Annotated in this window: 18 protein-coding genes and 3 tRNA genes; 8 read left to right on the forward strand and 13 right to left on the reverse strand. The window is 71.5% G+C overall.

The features are described from left to right. Positions 1-24: 24 nt before the first annotated feature. The 8 genes from purF to purS all read right to left on the reverse strand — a co-directional run bounded on the left by purF (position 25) and on the right by purS (position 8,812). Positions 25-1,554, reverse strand: coding sequence for an amidophosphoribosyltransferase (gene purF, locus AB0D85_RS38490; RefSeq protein ID WP_362331054.1), 1,530 nt, complete (start codon positions 1,552-1,554; stop codon positions 25-27). Positions 1,555-1,774: 220 nt separating this feature from the next. Further along, a complete protein-coding gene (locus AB0D85_RS38495; RefSeq protein WP_362331057.1) occupies positions 1,775-2,164 on the reverse strand; it encodes an META domain-containing protein in 390 nt (129 codons plus the stop codon). A 57-nt stretch (positions 2,165-2,221) separates the two neighbouring features. Beyond that, on the reverse strand, positions 2,222-3,019 hold the full coding sequence (locus AB0D85_RS38500) for a sterol carrier family protein (protein ID WP_362331435.1): 798 nt from the start codon (positions 3,017-3,019) through the stop codon (positions 2,222-2,224). Between the two features lie 14 nt (positions 3,020-3,033). Continuing rightward, the gene (locus tag AB0D85_RS38505; RefSeq protein ID WP_362331060.1) at positions 3,034-5,046 is read right to left on the reverse strand and encodes an esterase-like activity of phytase family protein; all 2,013 of its coding nucleotides are present in this window, start codon (positions 5,044-5,046) and stop codon (positions 3,034-3,036) included. Then, a complete protein-coding gene (locus AB0D85_RS38510; RefSeq protein ID WP_362331063.1) occupies positions 5,043-5,390 on the reverse strand; it encodes a hypothetical protein in 348 nt (115 codons plus the stop codon). Before AB0D85_RS38510 ends, AB0D85_RS38505 begins: the two co-directional genes overlap by 4 nt. Before the next feature lie 226 nt (positions 5,391-5,616). Further along, on the reverse strand, positions 5,617-7,875 hold the full coding sequence (gene purL / locus AB0D85_RS38515) for a phosphoribosylformylglycinamidine synthase subunit PurL (protein WP_362331066.1): 2,259 nt from the start codon (positions 7,873-7,875) through the stop codon (positions 5,617-5,619). Next, complete coding sequence (gene purQ, locus AB0D85_RS38520; RefSeq protein WP_362331070.1) at positions 7,872-8,552, reverse strand: phosphoribosylformylglycinamidine synthase subunit PurQ; 681 nt, start codon at positions 8,550-8,552, stop codon at positions 7,872-7,874. Before purQ ends, purL begins: the two co-directional genes overlap by 4 nt. Then, entirely contained in the window at positions 8,549-8,812 is a 264-nt protein-coding gene (gene purS / locus AB0D85_RS38525) for a phosphoribosylformylglycinamidine synthase subunit PurS (RefSeq protein ID WP_015659417.1), read from the reverse strand. Before purS ends, purQ begins: the two co-directional genes overlap by 4 nt. A gap of 338 nt (positions 8,813-9,150) precedes the next feature. Between purS and AB0D85_RS38530 the strand changes: the two genes are divergently transcribed. The 8 genes from AB0D85_RS38530 to AB0D85_RS38565 all read left to right on the forward strand — a co-directional run bounded on the left by AB0D85_RS38530 (position 9,151) and on the right by AB0D85_RS38565 (position 13,879). Beyond that, entirely contained in the window at positions 9,151-9,468 is a 318-nt protein-coding gene (locus AB0D85_RS38530) for an Lsr2 family protein (protein WP_123975892.1), read from the forward strand. A 143-nt stretch (positions 9,469-9,611) separates the two neighbouring features. Beyond that, positions 9,612-9,683 (forward strand) — tRNA-Gly (locus AB0D85_RS38535). Positions 9,684-9,764: 81 nt separating this feature from the next. Next, positions 9,765-9,840, forward strand: a tRNA-Gly gene (locus AB0D85_RS38540). A 149-nt stretch (positions 9,841-9,989) separates the two neighbouring features. Then, a complete protein-coding gene (locus AB0D85_RS38545) occupies positions 9,990-10,928 on the forward strand; it encodes an ABC transporter ATP-binding protein (RefSeq protein ID WP_362331074.1) in 939 nt (312 codons plus the stop codon). Next, on the forward strand, positions 10,925-11,794 hold the full coding sequence (locus AB0D85_RS38550; protein WP_362331077.1) for an ABC transporter permease: 870 nt from the start codon (positions 10,925-10,927) through the stop codon (positions 11,792-11,794). The genes AB0D85_RS38545 and AB0D85_RS38550 overlap by 4 nt, the downstream gene beginning before the upstream one ends. A 20-nt stretch (positions 11,795-11,814) precedes the next feature. Then, positions 11,815-13,173 carry a histidine kinase gene (locus AB0D85_RS38555; protein ID WP_362331080.1) on the forward strand — a complete coding sequence of 453 codons (1,359 nt, stop codon included), beginning with the start codon at positions 11,815-11,817 and terminating at the stop codon, positions 13,171-13,173. Beyond that, the gene (locus AB0D85_RS38560; protein ID WP_362331084.1) at positions 13,170-13,784 is read left to right on the forward strand and encodes a response regulator transcription factor; all 615 of its coding nucleotides are present in this window, start codon (positions 13,170-13,172) and stop codon (positions 13,782-13,784) included. Before AB0D85_RS38555 ends, AB0D85_RS38560 begins: the two co-directional genes overlap by 4 nt. 22 nt (positions 13,785-13,806) lie before the next feature. Further along, positions 13,807-13,879: transfer RNA gene (locus AB0D85_RS38565), tRNA-Gly, on the forward strand. A 45-nt stretch (positions 13,880-13,924) separates the two neighbouring features. Here the strand turns inward: AB0D85_RS38565 and AB0D85_RS38570 are convergent. The 5 genes from AB0D85_RS38570 to AB0D85_RS38590 form a co-directional block, all read right to left on the reverse strand. Beyond that, entirely contained in the window at positions 13,925-14,824 is a 900-nt protein-coding gene (locus tag AB0D85_RS38570; RefSeq protein ID WP_362331087.1) for a phosphoribosylaminoimidazolesuccinocarboxamide synthase, read from the reverse strand. Between the two features lie 92 nt (positions 14,825-14,916). Then, entirely contained in the window at positions 14,917-16,410 is a 1,494-nt protein-coding gene (locus AB0D85_RS38575; protein ID WP_362331090.1) for a N,N-dimethylformamidase beta subunit family domain-containing protein, read from the reverse strand. 228 nt (positions 16,411-16,638) lie between these two features. Further along, complete coding sequence (locus AB0D85_RS38580) at positions 16,639-19,110, reverse strand: hypothetical protein (RefSeq protein ID WP_362331093.1); 2,472 nt, start codon at positions 19,108-19,110, stop codon at positions 16,639-16,641. A gap of 296 nt (positions 19,111-19,406) precedes the next feature. Then, complete coding sequence (gene purD, locus AB0D85_RS38585; protein ID WP_362331097.1) at positions 19,407-20,660, reverse strand: phosphoribosylamine--glycine ligase; 1,254 nt, start codon at positions 20,658-20,660, stop codon at positions 19,407-19,409. Between the two features lie 119 nt (positions 20,661-20,779). Next, positions 20,780-23,002 (reverse strand): DNA polymerase III subunit gamma and tau, encoded by a 2,223-nt coding sequence (locus AB0D85_RS38590; RefSeq protein WP_362331101.1) that lies wholly within the window; start codon positions 23,000-23,002, stop codon positions 20,780-20,782. Positions 23,003-23,039: the final 37 nt, after the last annotated feature.

Here is a 23,039-nt window from a genome sequence, read left to right on the forward strand (position 1 = left end):
GATCTTTCGGGTTGATGACGGGGCTTACGGGCGACGGATCGCGTCGGCCGCGGCCGTGGCTGCCGGACCGGCGGCCAGCTCGGTCTCCAGGAGCTGCTTGCCGAGCAGCTCGGGGTCCGGGAGCTCCATCGGGTACTCGCCGTCGAAGCAGGCACGGCACAGGTTCGGCTTGGCGATGGTGGTCGCCTCGATCATGCCGTCGATGGAGATGTATGCCAGGGAGTCGGCGCCGAGCGAGGTGCCGATCTCCTCGATGGTCATGCCGTTGGCGATGAGCTCGGCGCGGGTGGCGAAGTCGATGCCGAAGAAGCACGGCCACTTGACCGGGGGAGAGGAGATCCGGATGTGGACCTCCGCCGCGCCCGCTTCCCGCAGCATCCGCACCAGCGCCCGCTGGGTGTTGCCGCGCACGATCGAGTCGTCGACGACGACCAGGCGCTTGCCCTTGATGACTTCCTTCAGCGGGTTCAGCTTCAGGCGGATGCCGAGCTGCCGGATGGTCTGCGAGGGCTGGATGAAGGTCCGGCCGACGTAGGCGTTCTTGACCAGACCGTTGCCGAAGGGAATGCCGGAGGCCTCCGCGTAGCCGACGGCGGCGGGGGTGCCGGACTCCGGGGTCGCTATCACCAGGTCGGCGTCGACCGGGGCTTCCGCCGCGAGCTTCCGGCCCATCTCGACCCGGGAGAGGTAGACGTTCCGCCCGGCGATGTCGGTGTCGGGGCGGGCCAGGTACACGTACTCGAAGACACAGCCCTTGGGCTTCGCGTCAGCGAATCGGGAGGTGCGCAGGCCGTTCTCGTCGATGGCGACGAACTCGCCCGGCTCGATCTCACGGACGAAGCTGGCGCCGCAGATGTCGAGCGCGGCGGACTCCGAGGCGACGACCCAGCCGCGCTCCAGGCGGCCGAGGACGAGCGGCCGGATGCCCTGCGGGTCGCGGGCGGCGTAGAGGGTCTGCTCGTCCATGAAGACGAGCGAGAAGGCGCCCTTGACCTGCGGGAGGATCGCGTGCGAGGCCTCCTCGATGGTCAGCGGCTTGCCGTCCTCGTCGACCTGGGCCGCGAGGAGGGCGGTGAGCAGGTCGGTGTCGTTGGTGGCCGCGACCCGGGTGGAGCGGCCGTTGGTGTCCTTCGGGAGTTCGGCGACCATCTCCGCCAGTCGGGCGGTGTTGACCAGGTTGCCGTTGTGGCCGAGCGCGATCGAGCCGTGCGCGGTGGCGCGGAACGTCGGCTGGGCGTTCTCCCACACGGAGGCACCGGTGGTCGAGTAGCGGGCGTGACCGACCGCGATATGACCCTGGAGCGAACCGAGAGAGGTCTCGTCGAAGACCTGGGAGACGAGGCCCATGTCCTTGAAGACGAGGATCTGGGAGCCGTTGCTGACCGCGATACCCGCGGACTCCTGGCCCCGATGCTGGAGGGCGTACAGCCCGAAGTACGTGAGCTTGGCGACCTCTTCACCGGGAGCCCAGACACCGAAGACGCCGCAAGCGTCCTGGGGGCCCTTCTCACCGGGGAGCAGATCGTGATTGAGGAGACCGTCACCACGTGGCACGCCACCGAGTGTAGGCGAGATCGACCACTGGTCCGAATTGGGGATACACGGCTGTAATGGATCTACGACCGTGGACGCGGTTGTGGGATTCTCTATCTTCGCTGGTCAGCGCGGTGAGAGGATTCTCCAGGCGAGCCCCGTTCGTGCCGACCGGTGCCGGCGCAAGCCCCTCACACCGTATCCCTGAGTGAGGTGTCGCACATCATTTGGGGGGTCGCGGTCATTTCCTGGACAGCTGCACCCGGTCGCCGCCGGCGGCGGTGAGGGTGAGTTTCTCCCCCTCGGTCCGCATGGTCAGCGGCCCGGCGGTGAGCGTCCGGGCGAGGGCCCGCTCGAAGCTCATCCGCGCGTTGTCGCAGGCCATCCGCGTGGTGCGGGCGTGGCTCAGCCGGATGTGATCGTCCGTGATCCGGGCGGTGGCGCCGAACTGGTTGCACCCGAGGTTTCCTACGGCCCTGCCGTCCTCGATCTTCACATGGGCCTGCGCCGGGGCGCGGTGGGTGGTGCCGCCGACGGTCACGCTGTCGACGGTCCAGTCGATGCCGGTGACCGGCGGCCGCGGGCCGTCACAGGCCACCGTGCACAGTGCGGCCGCGACCGTGAGCATCATGCACTGCTTGTACCCGTACATGCCGTTTCGACGGAACGCACGAGATGATCGGTTCCCTCAGCCCATGAGGGGCAGATAGGCCTCGAGGTCCGCCCGCTCCCCGCTCGCGCTGACCTTGGCGTCCGCCACGGCGTCCTTCCAGCGGGCCCGGCCGGTGGCCAGCCGGATCCAGGTCAGCGGATCGGTCTCGACGACGTTCGGCGGGGTGCCGCGGGTGTGCCGGGGCCCTTCGACGCACTGCACCACGGCGTACGGCGGCACCCGCACCTCGGTGGAACCGCCGGGCGCCTTGACCGCGAGCGCGTCGGCGAGCAGCCGGGTGCAGGCGGCCAGGGCCTGCCGGTCGTACCGGATACCGAGTCCCGGGACGGCCGCGTCCAGGTCGTCGCTGTGCACGACCAGCTCGACGGTACGGGTGACGAGGTAGTCGTCCAGGGACATCGCGCCGGCGCTGGTGGCGAGCAGCCGGGTGCCGGGGTGTGCGGCGAGGAGGGTGCGGAAGCCGTCCTCGGCGTCGGCGAGGTAGGCGCCGAGGTCGGGGTGGTCGGCGGCGAGCCGCCGGGTGAAGTCGGCGATGGCCGAGGAGTTGGCGGCGGTCCGGAAGGGCCAGTCGAGCGGTGCCGCGTCGGCCGTGGCCGGCTCGGGCTGGTCCAGGGCCCGGTGCACGGCGGTGACCGCCATGCCGACATGGGCGACGAGATCCCGTACGGTCCACTCGCCGAGCCGGGTGGGCAGCGCCAGCTGCTCGGGGGTGAGGGTACGGACGGCGTCCCGCACGTTCGCGAACTGGGCGAGGACCGCCGTACGGATCCTGTCGGGGTCGTAACTGCGGGCACGCTTCTTGGCCGGGGGCATGGCGGTGAGCCTATTCATGAGCGCAGCTTGACCGCGAGCGAGTAGAGGCGGGTGATCTGGGCGACGCTGTCGTTGTTGTCGGAGACCATGTACATCGGGCGCCAGCCCTTGTACCGGCCGGACTTCCACGGGGTGCCGAGGGCCATGCCCTCGACGTTGTCGAGGAGCGGGTGCTCGGGAGACGCGGCCGGGACGGCGACCGCTCCGGGGCCGCCGACGGGGCAGGTGGCCAGGTCGACGACCAGTTCCTCGTGGGCGAAGTCGCTGGTCTGCACATGCCACAGGGAGCTCGTGTCGGTCACGTCCTTGGCACCGGCGAGGGCGAGCTGGACGACGCGGATCGCCGATCCCTGGCCGGCGGTGTACTGGCGTTCCAGCCCGAGGAGGTCGCCGTTGTCGTCGATGGCGCTCAGGTCGGACAGAAACATGCCGTCCTCGGCGAGGAACGCGTACTGCCCGTCCAGCACGTAGTCCTGGCCGGACGCCCCCTTGTAGCGCTGTATACGGATGATGCCGCGGCCGCGCTGGTCGCCGTCGTCGGCCAGCGGTGCCTCCCAGCCGGCGTACACGTACCGGCCGTCCGGGGAGACGGCCAGCGACTCGATGCTGCGGCCGGTCTCCGCGGCGCCCTCGGGGTAGTAGCGCAGGTGCTTGGGGATGGGGAAGTCCTTGCCGACCTGCATACCGCTCTTGATGTCGAAGCGGCGGATGGCCGGTCCGGTCTCGGAGCCGATCAGCATCGTCGTGCCGCCGTTCTCGATGGCCATGGCCTCGCCGTCGTACCAGTTGTTCGGAATCTTCTCGCCGTCGGTGAGGATCAGGGACCTCGCCGTGCTCACGCTGGGGTTCAGGTGGAAGGGAGAGCCGAGGCTGACGGGCCAGTACCGGCCCGGGTCGTTGTCGCCGAGCACCAGCGCCTGGACGTTCTTGCCCTGCGAGCTCAGGGCCAGGGCGGACAGGCCCTTGACCTTCTCGTAGTTGGGGCTCTGACTGTTCAGTTCGTCGGAGTGGTCGAGCAGGTCCGCGCGGGGTGCCGCCGGGTCGTCCGGCGAGGGGACCGCGCAGGGGCCGGCGGCGGGCGCCGGGTGGGTGTCGTGCCACCAGTGGACCAGGGGCTGGGTGCCCAGGCCTAGGGCGAGACCGAGGGCACCGGCCGTCAGCGACAGGACGGGGGTGCGGAGGCGTTCCCAGCGGGTGGGGACGTGCGGCCGCTCGACCTCCTGGATCACGACCCTGGGCAGTACGGCGACATTGCGGACGAAGCCGTGTCTGCCGACGCCGTTGTGGTCCTCGGCCTGCGGCTCCTGCGGGATCTCGGGTCGGTGGCCGCGGATGCGTTCCTTCACGGCCACGAAGAGGTCGTGCAGGCTCAGCATCTCCGGGCCGCCCCGCTGCCCCTTGCGCATGACGTCGACCAGGGCACCGGTGAACAGGGTGCAGTCGTCGGGGTCGGGGGCGTGCGAGGGCCGGTCACGGGTCGCCGAGGTCATGACGTAGGAGCCCTCGACGTCGCGCAGCGTCTGCACGGCCGCCTCGACGTCCTGCCGGTGGCCGTCCGTCATCTCCGTCAGCACCTGGCCGCTGAAGCAGCAGTCGAGGATCAGCACGCGGCGCGGGGCCGTGCCCGTGTCGCGGATGGCGCGGCGGACGTCGCTGGAGCGGACCGAGGTGTACGACTTGCCCTCGACCGACTCGGGCAGGGTGAGCAGCAGCTGCCGTTCGTTGCGGTCGATGAGCCCGTGCCCGGCGTAGTAGACGATCAGCGCGTCCTCGGCCAGCTCGGCGGCCTCGGTGATCGGGCCGACCAGCTCGGCCGGTGAGGAGGGGTTGGCGATCTTGCGGATCCGGTTCCCGGGGATGCCCCAGATGCTCGGGTCCATGAGCGCGGCCTGCAGCTCGGTCAGGTTGTGCTGGACGCTGCGCAGTTTGTCCAGATGCCGGTAGTCGTCCACGCCGATCAGGACGCAGACGGAACGCTCGGGGTCGATGGGGTTCTCGGCGGGACGCGGTTCGGCGGCGTCCGTCACCGCGGCTCTCCGTCGGAGTCGCCGGCCTCCCCGAACCTGCGCAGCAGCTCCGCCACCTGGTCGGGGTCGACCCCGCTGATGTCGATGCTGATCCGGGACCGGGGCCGGTGGCTCCGCCGCCAGGACAGATACGACAGGTGCAGCTGGCCCACACCGCTCACGGCCGACAGCACCGCGAGGACGGCGTCCAGGCCCGGGCCCATCCGCCCGGTGCCGGGGTCGGTCTCGGCGGCCCGGGTGACCCGGACCCCGCCGCGCAGGGCGCGGTCGGCCGCCAGCCAGTCGTACAGGGACAGCAGTTCTTCCTCGCGCGCCGATCCCGCCGCTTCGAACCTGATCTCCATCCGGCTGCTCCCCCAGCTCGCTCACGGATGTGTCCGACTCTCCAACCACCTCATGGGTACCGGTGGTTGGCCCGTCACATTTTCCCGGAGATACGCGAGACACGTCTGCCGTCCGAAGAAGCCGACCCAAACCTTCACAGCGAAGCCCGTGCGGGGCGGCCGGAACGCGGCGGCCCCGCCTGTCACCGGAGCGACAGGCGGGGCCGTACGGCGAGCGGGTGCCCGGTTACGCCAGCAGCGCCTCGATCGTCCCCTCGTGCGCCTCGCGGAGCTCCGCCAGGCTGAGCGCGAACTCGCCCTGGACGTCGACCGCGTCGCCGTCCACGACACCGATGCGGGTGACCGGCAGGCCGCGCGCACCGCACATGTCGTTGAAGCGGACCTCCTCCGAGCGCGGGACGGCGACGATCGCGCGGCCGGCCGACTCGGAGAGGAGGAAGGTGAACGCGTCCAGCCCGTCGGGTACGACGAGACGCGCGCCCTTGCCGCCCAGCAGCGCCGACTCCACGACCGCCTGGATCAGACCGCCGTCGGACAGGTCGTGCGCCGAGTCGATCATGCCGTCGCGGGAGGCGGAGATCAGGATCTCGGCCAGCAGACGCTCGCGCTCCAGGTCCACCTTCGGGGGCAGGCCGCCGAGGTGGTCGTGGACGACCTGCGACCAGGCCGAACCGCCGAACTCCTCACGGGTGTCGCCGAGGAGGTAGATCAGCTGCCCGTCCTCCTGGAAGGCGACCGGGGTACGGCGCGCGACGTCGTCGATCACGCCGAGGACCGCCACGACCGGGGTCGGGTGGATGGCCGCCTCGCCCGTCTGGTTGTACAGCGACACGTTGCCGCCCGTGACCGGCGTGCCCAGCTGCTGACAGGCGTCGGCGAGACCGCGCACGGCCTCGGCGAACTGCCACATCACGGCCGGGTCCTCCGGCGAACCGAAGTTCAGGCAGTCGGAGACGGCGAGGGGCTTGGCACCCGTCGTCGCCACGTTGCGGTAGGCCTCGGACAGGGCCAGCTGCGCGCCCGCGTACGGGTCCAGCTTGGCGAAGCGGCCGTTGCCGTCCGTCGCGATGGCGACACCCAGGCCGGTCTCCTCGTCGACGCGGATCATGCCCGAGTCCTCGGGCTGCGCCAGCACCGTGTTGCCCTGCACGAAGTGGTCGTACTGCGAGGTGATCCACTTCTTGGAAGCCTGGTTCGGGGAGCCGACCAGCTTCAGGACCTGGTCCTTCAGCTCCGCGCCGGTCGTCGGCCGGGGCAGCTTGTTCGCGTCGTCCGCCTGGAGCTCGTCCTGCCAGGACGGGCGGGCGTAGGGGCGCTCGTAGACCGGGCCGTCGTGGGCGACCGTGCGCGGGTCGACGTCGACGATCTTCTCGCCGTGCCAGAAGATCTCCAGGCGGTCGCCGTCGGTCACCTCGCCGATGACGGTGGCGATGACGTCCCACTTCTCGCAGATCTCCAGGAAGCGGGCGACCTTGGCCGGCTCGACCACCGCGCACATGCGTTCCTGCGACTCGCTCATGAGGATTTCCTCGGGCGAGAGGGTGGAGTCGCGCAGCGGGACGTCGTCCAGGGTGACGGTCATGCCGCCGGAGCCGTTCGAGGCGAGCTCGGAGGTCGCGCAGGAGAGACCGGCCGCACCGAGGTCCTGGATGCCGACGACCAGCTTCTCCTTGAAGGCCTCCAGGGTGCACTCGATGAGGAGCTTCTCCTGGAAGGGGTCGCCGACCTGGACCGCGGGGCGCTTCGACGGCTTGGCGTCGTCGAAGGTCTCGGAGGCCAGGATCGACGCGCCGCCGATGCCGTCGCCGCCGGTCCGGGCGCCGTACAGGATGACCTGGTTGCCCGCGCCGGAGGCCTTGGCGAGGTGGATGTCCTCGTGCCGCATGACGCCGATGGCACCGGCGTTGACCAGCGGGTTGCCCTGGTAGCAGGCGTCGAAGACGACCTCGCCGCCGATGTTGGGCAGGCCCAGGCAGTTGCCGTAGCCGCCGATGCCGGCGACGACGCCCGGCAGCACGCGCTTGGTGTCGGGGTGGTCGGCCGCGCCGAAGCGCAGCGGGTCGACCACGGCCACCGGGCGGGCGCCCATCGCGATGATGTCGCGGACGATGCCGCCGACACCGGTCGCGGCGCCCTGGTACGGCTCCACGTACGACGGGTGGTTGTGCGACTCGACCTTGAAGGTCACCGCGTAACCCTGGCCGACGTCGACGACACCCGCGTTCTCACCGATGCCGACGAGCAGCGCGTCGCTCTGCGGGGCCTTCTCGCCGAACTGGCGGAGGTGGACCTTGGAGGACTTGTACGAGCAGTGCTCGGACCACATGACCGAGTACATGGCGAGCTCGGCGCCGGTCGGGCGGCGGCCGAGGATCTCCACCACCCGCTCGTACTCGTCCTTCTTCAGACCGAGTTCGGCCCAGGGCAGCTCGACGTCGGGGGTCGCGGCCGCGTTCTCGACCGTGTCCAGAGGCGTCCGGCTCATGCGCCCACCAGCTTCTTGAGGATCGAGGTGAAGAACGGCAGGCCGTCGGTGCGGCCCGTGCCGACGAGGGGTTCGACCGCGTGCTCGGGGTGCGGCATCAGACCCACGACGTTGCCGGCCTCGTTGGTGATGCCGGCGATGTCGCGCAGCGAGCCGTTGGGATTGAAGTCCAGGTAGCGGAAGACCACCCGGCCCTCGGCCTCCAGCTGGTCGAGCGTGTACGAGTCGGCGACGTACCGGCCGTCCATGTTCTTCAGCGGGATGTGGATCTCCTGGCCCTCGCGGTAGTCGCCGGTCCAGGCGGTCCCCGCGTTCTCCACCCGCAGCTTCTGGTCACGGCAGATGAAGTGCAGGTGGTTGTTGCCGAGCATCGCGCCCGGGAGCAGGTGCGCCTCGGTGAGGACCTGGAAACCGTTGCAGATACCGAGGACCGGAAGCCCTGCCTTGGCCTGCTCGATGACCGACTCCATCACCGGCGAGAAGCGGGAGATCGCGCCGGCCCGCAGATAGTCGCCGTAGGAGAAACCGCCGGGGAGGACCACCGCGTCGACCTGGTGGAGGTCCTTGTCCTTGTGCCAGAGGGCGACCGGTTCGGCGCCCGCGAGGCGGATCGCACGCTGGGTGTCCCGGTCGTCCAGACTCCCGGGGAAAGTGACGACGCCAATACGAGCGGTCACTTCGCCGCCTCCGCGACTTCCTCCACCTTGACGGTGAAGTCCTCGATCACGGTGTTGGCGAGGAAGGATTCCGCAAGATCGTGGATGCGGGCGAGCGCGGCCTCGTCGACCGGCCCGTCAACTTCCAGTTCGAATCGCTTTCCCTGACGTACGTCGGAGATGCCCTCGAAACCCAGGCGCGGCAGCGCACGCTGGACCGCCTGGCCCTGGGGGTCGAGGATCTCCGGCTTGAGCATGACGTCGACTACGACGCGTGCCACTGGCACTCCCGGTGTGTGGTGCTGAGCTGGTTCCTTCAGACTACCCGTACAAAATTTCTACGCGGGTAGAGTTGTAGGAAACTACGTGAGCCGCATCACGATCGGGTGACGTCGGCGGATCCTCACGAAAAGTTCTGGGAAAGTTCCCCGGGATCGCCCGCGACCTCTATTGCGCTGGGACACGCGCACGGATTTAGTCGGGCTTCACTTTGTATTGCCAGGCACTGTACAAATGAATTGGCAATAGCCGATACTCGGCACGTCATCCGCCATCGCCGTCATCACCGATGAGATGTCGATGAGCTGTAAAGACGTGCCACACGAAGGGACCGATATTCGTGGCGCAGAAGGTCGTGGTCACTCTCTTTGACGACATCGACGGCTCGGAAGCGGCGGAAACGATCGCCTTCGGACTCGACGGCAAGTCGTACGAGATCGATCTGAATCAAGCGAACGCCAAGAAACTGCGCAGGGCCCTGGAGCCGTACGTGGTGGCCGGCCGCAAGCGGTCGAGGTCGGGCAAGGCGTACAAGCAGACGGAGGTCGCCCCCGACCCGGCGGCCGTCCGCGCGTGGGCGCAGGCGAACAAGATGGACGTCCCGGCACGCGGCCGCATCCCGAAGAAGGTGTACGAGGCGTTCAGCGCCGCGCAGTGACCGAGGCCGAGAGGCTCCGGGTGTCCTCAGGAGCCGTCAGGGCCCCCTGAGGACACCCGACTTGCGCTACCCCCCTGCAGATCAGCTAATGTCTGGAGCACACCGAGGGACGCGGCCGAAAGACCGAAACCCACGGAGTACATGCGGGTGTAGTTCAGTAGCAGAACATCCCCCTTCCAGGGGGAAGGCGCAGTGTGCAATTCCTGTCACCCGCTCTGCACCGCCGGTCCTGAGCATGCTTGTGGATCAGGTAGGCTGGTGCTCGCACCGATCGGTGGGAGCCGGTCGGGAGCAGTGCGGACGTAGCTCAGTTGGTAGAGCGCAACCTTGCCAAGGTTGAGGTCGCGAGTTCGAGCCTCGTCGTCCGCTCCAGCTCAGAGAAGAAACCCCAGTCATATGGCTGGGGTTTTTTCGTGCGCGTTCGTGCGCCTTCGTGCGCCGCGGCACCGTCTGACATTTGTCATGGCGAGCGATGACACCGCGCACTGCTGCCGGAACCCGGCCGCCGGGACGCTGATCCCATGGAACACAACGAACACGAGCACGTGATCGAGGTCACGGATCTCCGGCGTGTCTACGGGGGCGGGTTCGAGGCGGTCCGCGGAATCACCTTTTCCGTGGCCCCCGGAGAGATCTTCGCCCTGCTCGGCACCAACGGAGCCGGCAAGACCTCGACGGTCGAACTGCTGGAAGGGCTCGCACCGCCGAGCCAAGGCCGGGTGCGGGTGCTGGGCCGTGATCCGTACCGCGAGCGGGCCGCCGTACGGCCGCGCACCGGCGTGATGCTCCAGGAGGGCGGCTTTCCGTCCGAGCTGACCGTCGGCGAGACCACCCGGATGTGGGCCGGCTGTACGACCGGAGCCCGGCCCGAGGCGGAGGCGCTGGGGCTGGTCGGGCTCGACCGCAAGGCGGACGTACGGGTCAAGCAGCTCTCCGGCGGTGAACGGCGCCGCCTCGACCTGGCGCTGGCGCTCCTCGGGCGGCCCGAGGTGCTGTTCCTCGACGAGCCGACGACCGGACTCGACGCCGAAGGGCGCCGGGACACCTGGGAGTTGGTCCGCGCGCTGCGCGACGCCGGCACGACCGTCCTGCTCACCACGCACTACCTGGAGGAGGCCGAGGACCTCGCCGACCGGCTCGCGATCCTGCGCGAGGGGCGCATCGCGGTGACCGGAACGCCCGCCGAGGTGACCGCGGCCCAGCCCGCACGGATCTCCTTCCGGCTGCCCCTCGGCTACCTCCTGGGCGACCTGCCGCCGCTGGACCGGCTGGGGGTGTGCGGGCACGAGACGGACGGGGACGTCGTACGGCTGCGGACCCGGGAGCTGCAGCGCACGGCCACCGGACTGCTGGTCTGGGCCGAGGCGGCACGGGTGGAACTGCACGGCCTCGACATGAGGTCGGCCTCCCTGGAGGAGGCGTTTCTGGGAATCGCACGGGAGCGGGAGACGGCGGCATGAGCGGACAGGGAAACGGCGTGGAAGTGACGACGGCCGGTGCCGACGGTGGTGCCGACGGTCTCGGTGGTGCCGACGGTCTCGGCGGGGCGCTCCGGTGGGTCTCCGCTCCGGTCCGGCGGCGGCTGCGGGCGCTGGCACGGGCGGAACTCACCCTGTTCGGCCGCAATCGCAGTGTGGTCCTCACCGCGCTGCTCGTACCGCTCTCGCTGCCGATCACCGTGCGGCCCGCGATGGACCAGTACGACCTCAAGGGGATGGGGCTGAACATCGGGACGCTGATGCTGACCGCCTCAATCGGCTTCTCCTTCCTCTTCGCCGTCTACTCGGCCCTGGTCGGGACCTATGTCTCCCGCCGTGAGGAACTGGTCCTCAAGCGGCTGCGCACCGGCGAGCCGACCGACGTGGAGATCCTGGCCGGCACCGCCCTGCCCGCCGTCTGTCTCGGCCTGGCGCAGGCACTGCTCCTCGCCGTCGGCTGCACGGTCCTGCTCCACGCGGGCGCGCCCCACGCTCCGTACCTCACCCTGATCGGGCTCCTCCTCGGGCTGCCGCTCAGTGCCGCGCTCGCCGCGCTCACCTCGGCGTTCACCCGGACCACCGAGAGCGCCCAGATCACCGCGCTGCCCCTGCTCTTCGTGTCCATGCTGGGCTCCGGCATCGCCCTTCCCTCGGACGTGCTGCCCCACCGGGTAGCCGCCGTCTGCGCCTTCCTCCCGCTCTCCCCTGCCGTCCGCCTGGTCCGCGCGGGCTGGACGGGCGAGCTGAGCGCGTACGAGGCCCTGGGCACGGTCCTCACCGCGCTGGCCTGGACCGTGGTCGCGGTGTTTGCTGTACGGCGGTGGTTCCGCTGGGAACCCCGGCGCTGAGAACGAGGGACGGGACCGGGATGGGCGGAGCCGGAGGCTGGTGGCGGGGGAAGACCACTCCCGCCAAGGTCGAGACGTACACACGGTGGTCGTTCCACTTCTTCGCGATGGTCGAGGTCGCGGCGATCGGACTGCCGGTGTTCGGGCAGGCCGGGCCGGGGATCGCGGGCTGTCTGATGGCGATGGTCGTCGCCCACGCCCTGCTCTGCGCGCTGACCGCCTCCCGGGCGCTGGACTGGACGCGCGGCCGGCGGGAACAGCCGGTGCGGCTGCTGTGGGTGCTCGTCGCGGCGACATACGTCATCGCCGTCGTCGCCCTCGTCCTGCGCAAGCACGGCTCCGGCCCGGACATGGAGGCCGCCGGCAGCAGCGTCTTCACCGGGGTGCTCGCCTTCGGCGCCGGGACCATGGCACTCGCCGTGGGCGACCGCAAGCGCGTGCTCTCGCTCGTCGCCGTGTTCGCGTGCGGGGCCGGGCTGGTCTCCGTCCCGCTCGGCTATCCCGGGCCGGCCGCGCTGGTCACCGGGTTCGCGGTGTTCCTCGGCGGGGCGTTCCTCGCCCTCACCTCGATCTTCTCCCTCTGGCTGCTGAACGCCGTCTACGAACTCGACGAGGCCCGCGAGACCCGCGCCCGGCTCGCCGTCGCCGAGGAACGGCTGCGGTTCGGGCGCGATCTGCACGACGTGCTCGGCCGGAATCTCGCGGTCATCGCCCTCAAGAGCGAACTGGCGGTCCAGCTGGCCCGGCGCGAACGGCCCGAGGCCGTCGAGCAGATGATCGAGGTGCAGCGGATCGCGCAGGAGTCGCAGCGGGAGGTCCGGGATGTCGTACGGGGCTATCGGGACGCCGATCTGAGGGCCGAACTCTCCGGTGCGCAGGGGGTGTTGGCGGCGGCGGGGATCACCTGCGAGGTGACCGGAGACGCCGACGGGCTGCCCGCCGAGGTGCAGTCGGCACTCGGGTGGGTGGTGCGGGAGGCGACCACCAATGTGCTGCGGCACGGGGACGCGGGGCGGTGTGCGGTGGGGCTGCGGATGCGCGAGGGGTCTGTGGTGCTGACGGTGGAGAACGACGGGGTCGCGGTGCGTGGGAACGGCGGGGGCGGTGCGCACGGCGAGAACGGTGGGGACGGCGGGGGCGGCGGGGGCGGCGGGGGCGTGGGGAACGGCGGGGGCGGCGGGGGCGGGGGGTCCGTGGCGAACGGCGGACGGGTCGGGGGCGGGGGGTCCGGGCTCGCCGGGCTGCGGGAGCGGCTGGCGGGGGTGGACGGGACGCTGGAGGCCGGGCCGGTGGGCGCGGACGGGTTCCGGGTGGTGGCCTCGGTGCCGCTGCCCGGTCGTACGACGGCTGATACGAGTGTGAGTGGAGTCACGTCATGACGTCTCCGGTACGGCTGTTGCTCGCCGACGACGAGCATCTGATCCGGGGTGCGCTGGCCGCGCTGCTCGGCCTGGAGGACGATCTGGTCGTCGTCGCGGAGGCGGCGAGCGGGCCGGAGGCGCTCGCCATGGCACGGGCCCACCGCCCCGATGTGGCGGTGCTGGACCTGCAGATGCCGGGGGCGGACGGTGTGAAGGTCGCCACATCCGTACGCGCCGAACTGCCCGACTGCCAGGTGCTGATCGTCACCGGTCACGGACGGCCCGGGCATCTCAAACGGGCGCTCGCGGCGGGTGTGCGGGGGTTCGTCCCGAAGACGGTCAGTGCGCAGCGGCTGGCCGAGATCATCCGGACCGTGCACGCCGGAAACCGTTATATCGACCCGGAGTTGGCCGCCGACGCGATCTCCGCCGGGGACTCGCCGCTGACCGCTCGGGAGGCCGAGGTGCTGGAGCTGGCGGCCGACGGGGCACCGGTCGCGGAGATCGCCGAGCGGGCCGCGCTGTCGCCGGGGACCGTACGGAACTACCTCTCCTCGGCCGTCACCAAGCTCGGTGCGGAGAACCGGCATACGGCAGTGCGTCTCGCCCGGGAGCGAGGTTGGGTATAGTTGCTCTCGCGCCACGGCGCATGCGGACGTAGCTCAGTTGGTAGAGCGCAACCTTGCCAAGGTTGAGGTCGCGAGTTCGAGCCTCGTCGTCCGCTCGGGATGAGACCCCGGTCCACTGGACCGGGGTCTTTTTCGTACCGTCAGCTCCAGCCCTGGCCGGTCAGCCGCTCGTACGCCTCGATGTACTTCGCACGGGTCGCCTCGACCACCCGCTCCGGCAGCGCCGGCGGGGGCTGCTCGCTCTTCCGGTCCCAGCCGGACTCGGCCGAGGTCAGCCAGTCGCGCACGAACTGCTTGTCGAACGACGGCTGGGCGCGGCCCGGCTGCCACTCGTCGGCCGGCCAGAAGCGGGACGAGTCCGGGGTGAGGACCTCGTCGGCGAGCACGAGCGTGTCGTTCTCGAAGCCGAACTCGAACTTCGTGTCGGCCAGGATGATCCCCCGGTCCCGGGCGATGTCCCGGGCCCGGCCGTACACCGCGAGGGTGGCCTGGCGGAGCTGGGCGGCCGTCTCGGCGCCGACCTGACGGGCGACCTCCTCGTACGACACGTTCTCGTCGTGCTCGCCGACCTCGGCCTTGGTGGCCGGGGTGAAGATCGGGCCGGGCAGCTCGGAGCCGTCGACCAGGCCCTCGGGAAGGGCGAGACCGCAGACCGTCCGGGACTCCTGGTACTCGGCGAGGCCGGAGCCGGTGAGGTAGCCGCGGGCCACGCACTCCACCGGGAGCATCTTCAGGGACTTGCAGATCAGGGTGCGGCCCGCCCAGTCGGCGGGGGCGCCCTCGGGCAGCTCGGTGCTGATGACGTGGTGGGGGACCAGGTCGGTGAGCTTGTCGAACCACCAGAGGGAGAGCTGGGTCAGCACCCGGCCCTTGTCGGGGATCTCGGTCGGCAGCACCCAGTCGTAGGCGGACATGCGGTCGCTGGCGACCATCACGAGGTCCCCGGCCGCGTTCTGGTACAGCTCGCGCACCTTGCCGGTGTGCAGATGCACCAGACCCGGCACCTCCACGGGCTCGGGCTTTTCGACGAATCCGGACACGGTTCCTCCCCGTGGTTCTGTACAGGTGCCCTCGATTCTCCCGTATGCCGGGTTGTGGACGGACACGGGGGCCGCGCGGACGCCTGTGCGGATCAGTCGTGTTTGCAGATCCGGTCCAGGAGGTTGGCGGTGGCGCGCTGGACACGGGCGTCGATATGGCCGGGGCGGTCCAGGGCCGGGGACCAGGCGAAGGTCCCGGAGGCGAAGACCAGGGCGCCCGAGGGGGCTCGGTAGAGGGAGGTCTCCTGGTGGCGCAGTACGCCGTCGTTGTCGGTGTAGGGGGAGTGCGCGAGCAGGATGCGCTCCTCGTGCTCGGGGAGCGCGGTGCGCGGGAAGTAGCGGTCGGCCTCGCCGGCCACCAGACCCGGGAGCTCGTCGCCCTCGAGGGCCCCGGTGGCGTCCCAGAGCCAGTGCCCCGCGTTGCGCACGATCAGCGGGGACGGCTCGGGCACCCGGCCCGCGTACTGGATGCCGACCGTCTGCTGTTCGGGCCGGTCGATCTCGCGCCAGAGCACGGGTTTGCCGGGGCCCCTGCGTTTTCGGCAGGTCAGCAGCCGGTCCGCGACCCCGGACGGCGACGGACCCAACTCCACCTGCCAGTACATGGTGTTGGCGGAGAGGAAGACCAGGCTCGTGCCGCTGTCCCGGGCCAGCTCGACGGTCCGGCGCATCTGCGGGGACCAGTACTCGTCGTGGCCGGGGAAGACCAGGCCCCGGTAGCGGGTGGGGTCGATGCGGCCGGCGTGCAGGTCGCGGGCGTCGGCGTAGGCGAGGTCGTAGCCGTAGCGCTCGGCCCAGCGGATGAAGTCGTAGGCGTGGCCGACGTGCAGGGGCAGGCCCGCGCCCGCGTACGGCCGGTCGAAGGAGACCGTGGTCGCCGCGTCCGCCTCGCCGAGCAGCCGGCCCTTCTCGTCCCAGGCGTGGTAGAGGCTGGCGCCGGTGCGGCCGTCCTCGGGGTAGAGGTTGTAGGCCTGCCAGGTGATGTCCGGCAGGAGCAGCAGCAGATCGGCAGGGTGGTTGTCGCGGATCGTGAAGGGCACGTGGGAGCGGTAGCCGTCCGCGGTGGTGAGTACGGCGACGTACGCGCCGATGCTCCAGTACGACGGGACCTGCAGCCGCCAGGACAGCCACCAGTGGTGGCAGGAGACCGTACGGTCGGCGGCCAGCGGCGGGGGCTGGACGATGCCGGACAGCCGGGGGCTGGTGCTGATCTTGGCGGCGCCGTCGCCGCCGTAGTGGCCGATGCGGTAGATGTCGACGCTGAATTCCTGCGGCGGGTCGACGGTGATGTGGAAGTCGACGGCGTCGCCGGGCGCGACCGCGCCGGTCGAGGTGAAACCTTTGATCTGGCGGTGCACGTCGTCCGCCGAGCGGGGTCCGACGGCGCTGCGGGGCGCCGGGATCCGTGGGTTCTCCCCGGTGGGCTGTGGCCTGGTCGGGTCCACGTACCACGGGACGACATGACCGGTGTCGTCGAAGTAGGTCTCGCTGCCGCGCAGCCAGGGGACGGGACCCAGGCCGAAGGGGTCCGTGACGGCGTGCGCGAGTGCTCCCGACTCCCAGCGGCGGATGTGGTCCGATGCCATGCTGGCTCCCCTCCCTCGTGCCCCCGTGAGGTGTGCTGTTACGAGTCGATGGGCGTTCGGTTGATACGGCTCCGTGCCGTGACTGTGGCGCTTGTCTTATGTCGGATGCGCTTGCCACATCCGCGAACGATCCCAGCACATCACATAACGCACGCGTCCGGTCACGGTTCGTTGCTAATTTGCCTGAAGTGGAACAGTTTGCTCCGCTAAAGCGTCGGAATGCCCAGGTCAGACGAGCCGTACCGGCTTCTCGGGACGTATCCCGGACGCGACCAACCAGGCCCGCAGCGGGGCCGGGTCTCCCTCCTCGATGAGGCTGAGGACTCTGGGCGTCAGGTCGGCGGCCCGCTCGCCGTCGACCAGCAGGGACGGGCCGTCCAGCCAGTCCAGGCCGGGGGTGGCACCGGCGGTGTCCACGGCCGCGCAGCACACCATCGCCGTGACGTGGTCGGCGAGGAGCTCGCGGGCGGTACGCGGGGGCTGGAGCGGGAAGAGGGGCAGCGCGCCGTCGTCCCAGAGGGCACCGCCGGGCCCCTGGCCCGCGGGGGCGGGCGAACCGGGGCGGGGGCCGACGGCGGCTTCCTCCCGGGCGAGGGCGGCGGTGAGCCCGGCGGCGAGGACGGAGCTCCGCTCGGTACCGGACGCCTCGTCTGCCATGTCGTCGTACGCGACGCTTGGCTCGGTGTCGGAGGCGTCAGGGGCGTCGGTGGCGTAGGCGTCGGTGGCGTCGGCGGCGTCGGCGGCGTCGGCGGCAAAAGTGCCGGTGGCGTCGGAGGCGTAGGCGTCGCTGCCGTCGGAGGCAAAAGTGCCGGTGGCGTCGGAGGCGTAGGCGTCGCTGCCGTCGGAGGCAAAAGTGCCGGTGGCGTCGGTGCCGTCGTGGTGCGCGGTCGCGTCTTGCCGGGGCGAGTCTTGCCCCGTCGCGCCTTGCCTGCTCTCGCCTTGCCCGGCCGCGCCCTGCCGGCTCTCGTCGCACCTGGTCTCGTCGTGGCCGGCCACGCCTTGCCCCGTCGCGCCTTGCCCGGTCGTATCGTGTCCGGTCGCGCCCTGCCCGGTCTGGCCGTGTCCGCTCTTGCCTCGCCCGGTCTGATCGGTTCCGCTCGCGCCCTGCCCGGCCGCGCCCCGCCCGCTCTCGTCGCACCTGATCTCGTCGTGCCCGGCCGCGCCACGCTCCGTTGCGCCTTGCCTGCTCTCCCCTTGCCCGGTCTCGCCGGGTCCGCTCACACCCTGCCCAGCCGTCCCCTGCCCGCTCTCGGCGTACCCGGCCGCGCCTTGCCCGGTCTCATCGTGTCCGGCCGTGCCTTGCCTGCTCTCGCCTCGCCCGGTCTTGGCGGGTCCGCTCTCGTCCTGCCCAGCCGTGCCTTGGCCATCCTCTCCGCACCCGGTCTCGTCGTGCAGGTGGGCCCTGTGGGTGGGCTGGGCGGTCGGGTCGGTCAGGTGGTCCAGGACGCGGGCCAGGGTGGGGCCGCCCGGGTCGGGGGCGAAGGGGTCCAGGGTGGCGCGGACGCCGAGGGAGTCCAGCACGCGGTGCAGACGGGCCGCGTCGGTGCGCCAGGTGCGGTCGACGACCTCGTCCGGGTACTCCTGCCAGTCCACCGGCGACCAGTCCGGGCCCGGCTCGGCGGGGCCGCCGTGGAAGAGGCGGGCGGCGAGCAGCGAGGCGGCCTCGTCCACCACGCCCGGCTCCTCCAGCAGGTCGCAGGCGGGCCGCTCGCCCAGCCGGGAGGCGAAGCCCTCGGCCAGCCGGTCGCGCCGGGACAGTTCGGTGAGCGCCGCGACGACGCCCGCGTCCAGCCGGGACGGCCAGCGGCCCATCCGCCAGGCGGGCAGCGCGACTCGGGTGAGGAGGCGGTCCCAGCCCGCGTACGCCAGACCGACCTGTTCCTGCGCGACGATCCGCAGTCCGTAATCCACAGCCTGTGCACGCTCGGCCGCCGCGGCGGCGACCCCGCGCTCCATCAGGGCCGCGTGCTCCCGGCACCCGCGCAGCAGCAGCCGGGCCACCCACCCGACGACCGCGCACACCACGCGAGTACCCGGACAGCGGGCCGGCGTCGCCGCGACGGCCACCGCCGCGTCCAGACCGCGGACGAAACGGCGGGCCGCCGCTATGTCCGGGTGCGCCGAGGGCCCCGTACCGGCGACGACCGGGGCGAGAACCGCGCGGAGCTCGCCGACGCGCATCCACCACAGGAACGGCGAGCCGATGACGAGGACGGGCGCGGCCGGGGTACGGCGGTGCGCGCGCGGGCCCGCGAGTTCGTCGTGGACCTTGGGCGCGGGCGGGCCGTGGGCCGGGTGGGTGCGGTCCTCCAGCCAGCTGTCGCAGTCCGGGGTGAGCGCTATGGCGGAGGGCACCGGAACGTCGAGCCGCTCGGCGAGGTCACGCACCATCCGGTACAGGTCCGGGGCGGACTCCTCCGGGATCGGCACCGTGGGGCTCACCGCCGGGCGGGCGCGGGCCACGACCACGGCGATACCGGCGGCTGCCAGCAGCACGATCACGGCGAGGACGCCCACCGTCCAGCGGGCCGCGTCCCAGCCGCGGCCGACGAAGTGGCCGGTGGAACCGCCGGTCAGCAGGATCACCGTGGCCGCCGCGGGCAGCAGGGCCACGGCCAGGGCCCGGCCGCGGATGCGCAGCACGGCGAGGGCCCGGGCACGGGCCGCCTGTGCCCCTGCCTCCACACCGATTCCGGTCACGACCGGACCTCACCCCCTCCCTGCTGTCCTGGCGCTGTCCTGGCTGTTGCTCACTCCCCCACTGTGGCACCCACGACTGACATCGCAATGCCGGTGGGCCAAGTGCCGGAACGCCTGCGCCGCACCCTAGTTGGGGCCTCGGCCCCCGTCAGCCGGATGGGGCATCGGTCACTCGATGGAATGGCCTTGGTCAGAGGTGATCGACAGACAGCAATGATCAGGCCCCGGATTTCGGGTCCGGGGCCTGATCAGAAAGAAAGGCTGATGAAAAGGTTTTTGCCGGTGCTCGGGCCGGCTCAGGCCTCGGCCGCCGCCTTCGCGGCGATGTCCGTACGGTGCTGCGAGCCGTCGAGACCGATCCGCGCCACCGCCGTGTACGCCCGCTCGCGGGCCTGGGTCAGGTCCTTGCCGGTCGCCGTCACGGACAGGACGCGACCGCCCGCGCTGACGACCGCGTCGCCGTCCTGCTTCGTCCCCGCGTGCAGGACGTAGGCGTGCGGGGCGTCCTCGGCGGCCACCGCGTCGAGGCCGGTGATGGGGTCACCGGTGCGCGGGGTGCCGGGGTAGTTGTGGGAGGCGACGACCACGGTGACCGCGGCGTCGTCGCGCCAGCGCAGCGCCGGCAGGTCGTCGAGGGTGCCGTTCGCGGCCGCGAGCAGGACACCGGCCAGCGGGGTCTTCAGCCGGGCCAGGACCACCTGGGTCTCGGGGTCGCCGAAGCGGGCGTTGAACTCGATGACCCGGACGCCGCGCGAGGTGATGGCGAGGCCGGCGTAGAGAAGACCGGAGAACGGGGTTCCGCGGCGCCGCATCTCGTCGACGGTCGGCTGGAGAACGGTCTCCAGGACCTCCTCGACGAGCTTGGGGTCGGCCCAGGGCAGCGGGGAGTAGGCCCCCATGCCGCCGGTGTTCGGGCCCTCGTCGCCGTCCAGGGCGCGCTTGAAGTCCTGGGCGGGCTGGAGCGGGAGGACCGTCTCGCCGTCGGTGATCGCGAAGAGGGAGACCTCGGGGCCGTCGAGGAACTCCTCGATGACGACACGGTCGCAGGCGGCCGCGTGCGCCTTGGCGGCGTCGAGGTCGTCGGTGACGACGACGCCCTTGCCGGCCGCGAGCCCGTCGTCCTTGACGACGTACGGTGCCCCGAAGGCGTCGAGAGCCTCGGCGACCTCGTCGGCGCTTGTGCAAACGTACGAGCGGGCGGTGGGCACTCCGGCCCCCGCCATCACGTCCTTGGCGAACGCCTTGGACCCCTCGATCCGCGCGGCCTCCCCGGAGGGGCCGAAGACCGGGATGCCGGCGGCGCGTACGGCGTCGGAGACCCCGGCGACGAGCGGGGCCTCGGGGCCGACGACCACGAGGTCGGCGCCGAGTTCCACGGCGAGCGCGGCCACGGCCCCGCCGTCCAGGGCATCGACCTGGCGCAGCTCGGCCACCTCGGCGATGCCGGCGTTGCCGGGGGCGCAGTACAGCGCGGTGACGTCGGAATCGAGGGACAGAGAGCGGCACAGGGCGTGTTCGCGGGCGCCGCTGCCGATGACGAGGACCTTCACGGGGGCCAGCGTAGCCGGACGGACCGACTGGAGGTTCGTCCAAGGGTGGGGGCGCGCTCGGGGTGACCGCCCTCCCTGGGGTCGCACCGTCGGCCCCCTTCGGCCCGAACGACCTCGCGTCACTCGTTCTGGATTTCCTCCACCACCGTCGCCCCCAGCTCCTTGACGATCAGTTCGTGGCCGGAGAGGGCCGACTCGTCGAGGTCGGGGTCATCCTCCTCGGGGATGTCGTCCTCGGGGGCCACCGGCGGCGGCTCGGGGGCCGCGGGCCGGGGGGCCGCAGGGGTCGGGGCCGCTGTCGGCGCGGGACCCTGGGCGGGGGCAGGGGGCGCCGACGCGGGCTGGGGCGCCGCCGGGCGGGCCGGGGCCGCCGGGGCGGGGCTGCCGTAGCCGGACGCGGCGGGCGCGCCGTAGCCGCCGGGCGCGCCGCCGCCGTACCCGGTGTTGGCCGGGGCCGCACCGCCGCCGCCCGTCGGGTCGACGACCGCCTCGATCCGCCACTGCACGTTGAACTGCTCGGACAGCGCCTGTCGCAGCACGTCCTCGCTGCCGCTGCTCGCGAAGTTGTCGCGGGCGCCGGCGTTGACGAAGCCGAGCTGGAGGGTGGTGCCGTCGAAACCGGCGACCTGGGCGTTCTGGCTGAGCAGGATCCAGGTGAAGCGGCGGCGGTTCTTGACGGCTTCCAGGATGTTCGGCCAGAGCATGCGGGGGTCGACACCACCGGCGGGGGCGGCGGCAGCCGGGGGCGCCGCGGCCGGGGTGTGGACAGGCGCAGGGGCATGGACAGGCGCCGGGGCCTGCTGGGGCTGGGCCGCCGGTGCGCCCGTGGCCGTAGCCGTGGGCCAGCCGCCGGGGCGACGGGCGCCGCCGCCTGCGGGCGCCGCGGTCGGCCAGGCGCCGGGGGCGGCGGCAGCGGGGGCAGGGGCCGTCGGAGCGGGAGTCGGCGCGGGGGCCGCAGCCGGAGGCTGAGCCTGCGGCTGCGGCTGCGGCTGCGGCTGCGGTGCCGGTACGGGCGCCGGGGCCGGGGCCGGTGCGGGCGCAGGTGCGGGCGCTGGGGCCGCTCCCCCCCGTACGGCCGCCCGGGCCGCCGCCGGGCCGCCGCCCTCGGGAACCGCGGGAGGCATGTGGGCCTCGGGCCCGGGCACGTACCCCATCGCGGGCGCACCGCCCCCGCCCGAGAAGTTGACGCCCCGCTCCAGCCGGTCGAGGCGGGCCATCATGGACCGCTCGTCGCCATAGGCGGCCGGCAGCAGCACGCGCGCGCAGATCAGCTCCAGCTGGAGGCGCGGGGAGGTGGCGCCGCGCATCTCCGTGAGGCCCTCGTTGACGAGGTCGGCGGCACGGCTGAGCTCGGCGGCGCCGAAGGTGCCGGCCTGGGCCTGCATGCGTTCGAGAACGTCGGCGGGGGCGTCGAACAGCCCCTTCTCCGCCGCGTCCGGCACGGCGGCGAGGATCACCAGGTCCCGCAGCCGCTCCAGCAGGTCGGCGACGAAGCGGCGCGGGTCGTTGCCCCCCTCGATGATCCGGTCGACGACCTCGAAGGCGGCGGCGCCGTCCCCGGTCGCAAAGGCTTCGACCACGGAGTCGAGCAGCGACCCGTCGGTGTACCCGAGCAGCGAGGTGGCCATGGCGTACGTCACACCGTCCGCACCCGCCCCGGCGAGCAGCTGGTCCATGACGGACATGGAGTCACGCACGGACCCGGCACCGGCACGCACGACGAGCGGGAGCACGCCGTCCTCGACGGGGATCTGCTCCTTGCCGCACACCTCGCCGAGGTAGTCCCGCAGCGTGCCCGGCGGCACCAGCCGGAACGGATAGTGATGGGTCCGCGACCGGATGGTCCCGATGACCTTCTCGGGCTCGGTCGTGGCGAAGATGAACTTGAGGTGCTCCGGCGGCTCCTCGACGACCTTGAGCAGCGCGTTGAAACCGGCCGACGTGACCATGTGGGCCTCGTCGATGATGTAGATCTTGTAGCGACTGCCGGCGGGCCCGAAGAAGGCCTTCTCGCGCAGCTCACGGGCGTCGTCCACACCACCGTGAGAGGCCGCGTCGATCTCGATGACGTCGATCGACCCCGGCCCGTTCCTCGCCAGGTCCTGGCAGGACTGGCACTCCCCGCACGGAGTCGGCGTGGGCCCCTGCTCGCAGTTCAGGCACCGGGCCAGAATCCGCGCGCTGGTCGTCTTGCCACACCCGCGCGGCCCGCTGAACAGGTACGCGTGATTGACCCGGTTGTTCCGCAGCGCCTGCTGCAGCGGGTCGGTGACATGCTCCTGCCCGATGACCTCGGCGAACGACTCCGGGCGATAGCGGCGGTACAGCGCGAGAGACGACACACATACGAGGTTATAGGCGCCCACTGACAACCCGGCC

Origin of the sequence: Streptomyces sp. NPDC048277 (assembly GCF_040652235.1) — a bacterium.
Classification (GTDB): Bacteria; Actinomycetota; Actinomycetes; order Streptomycetales; family Streptomycetaceae; genus Streptomyces.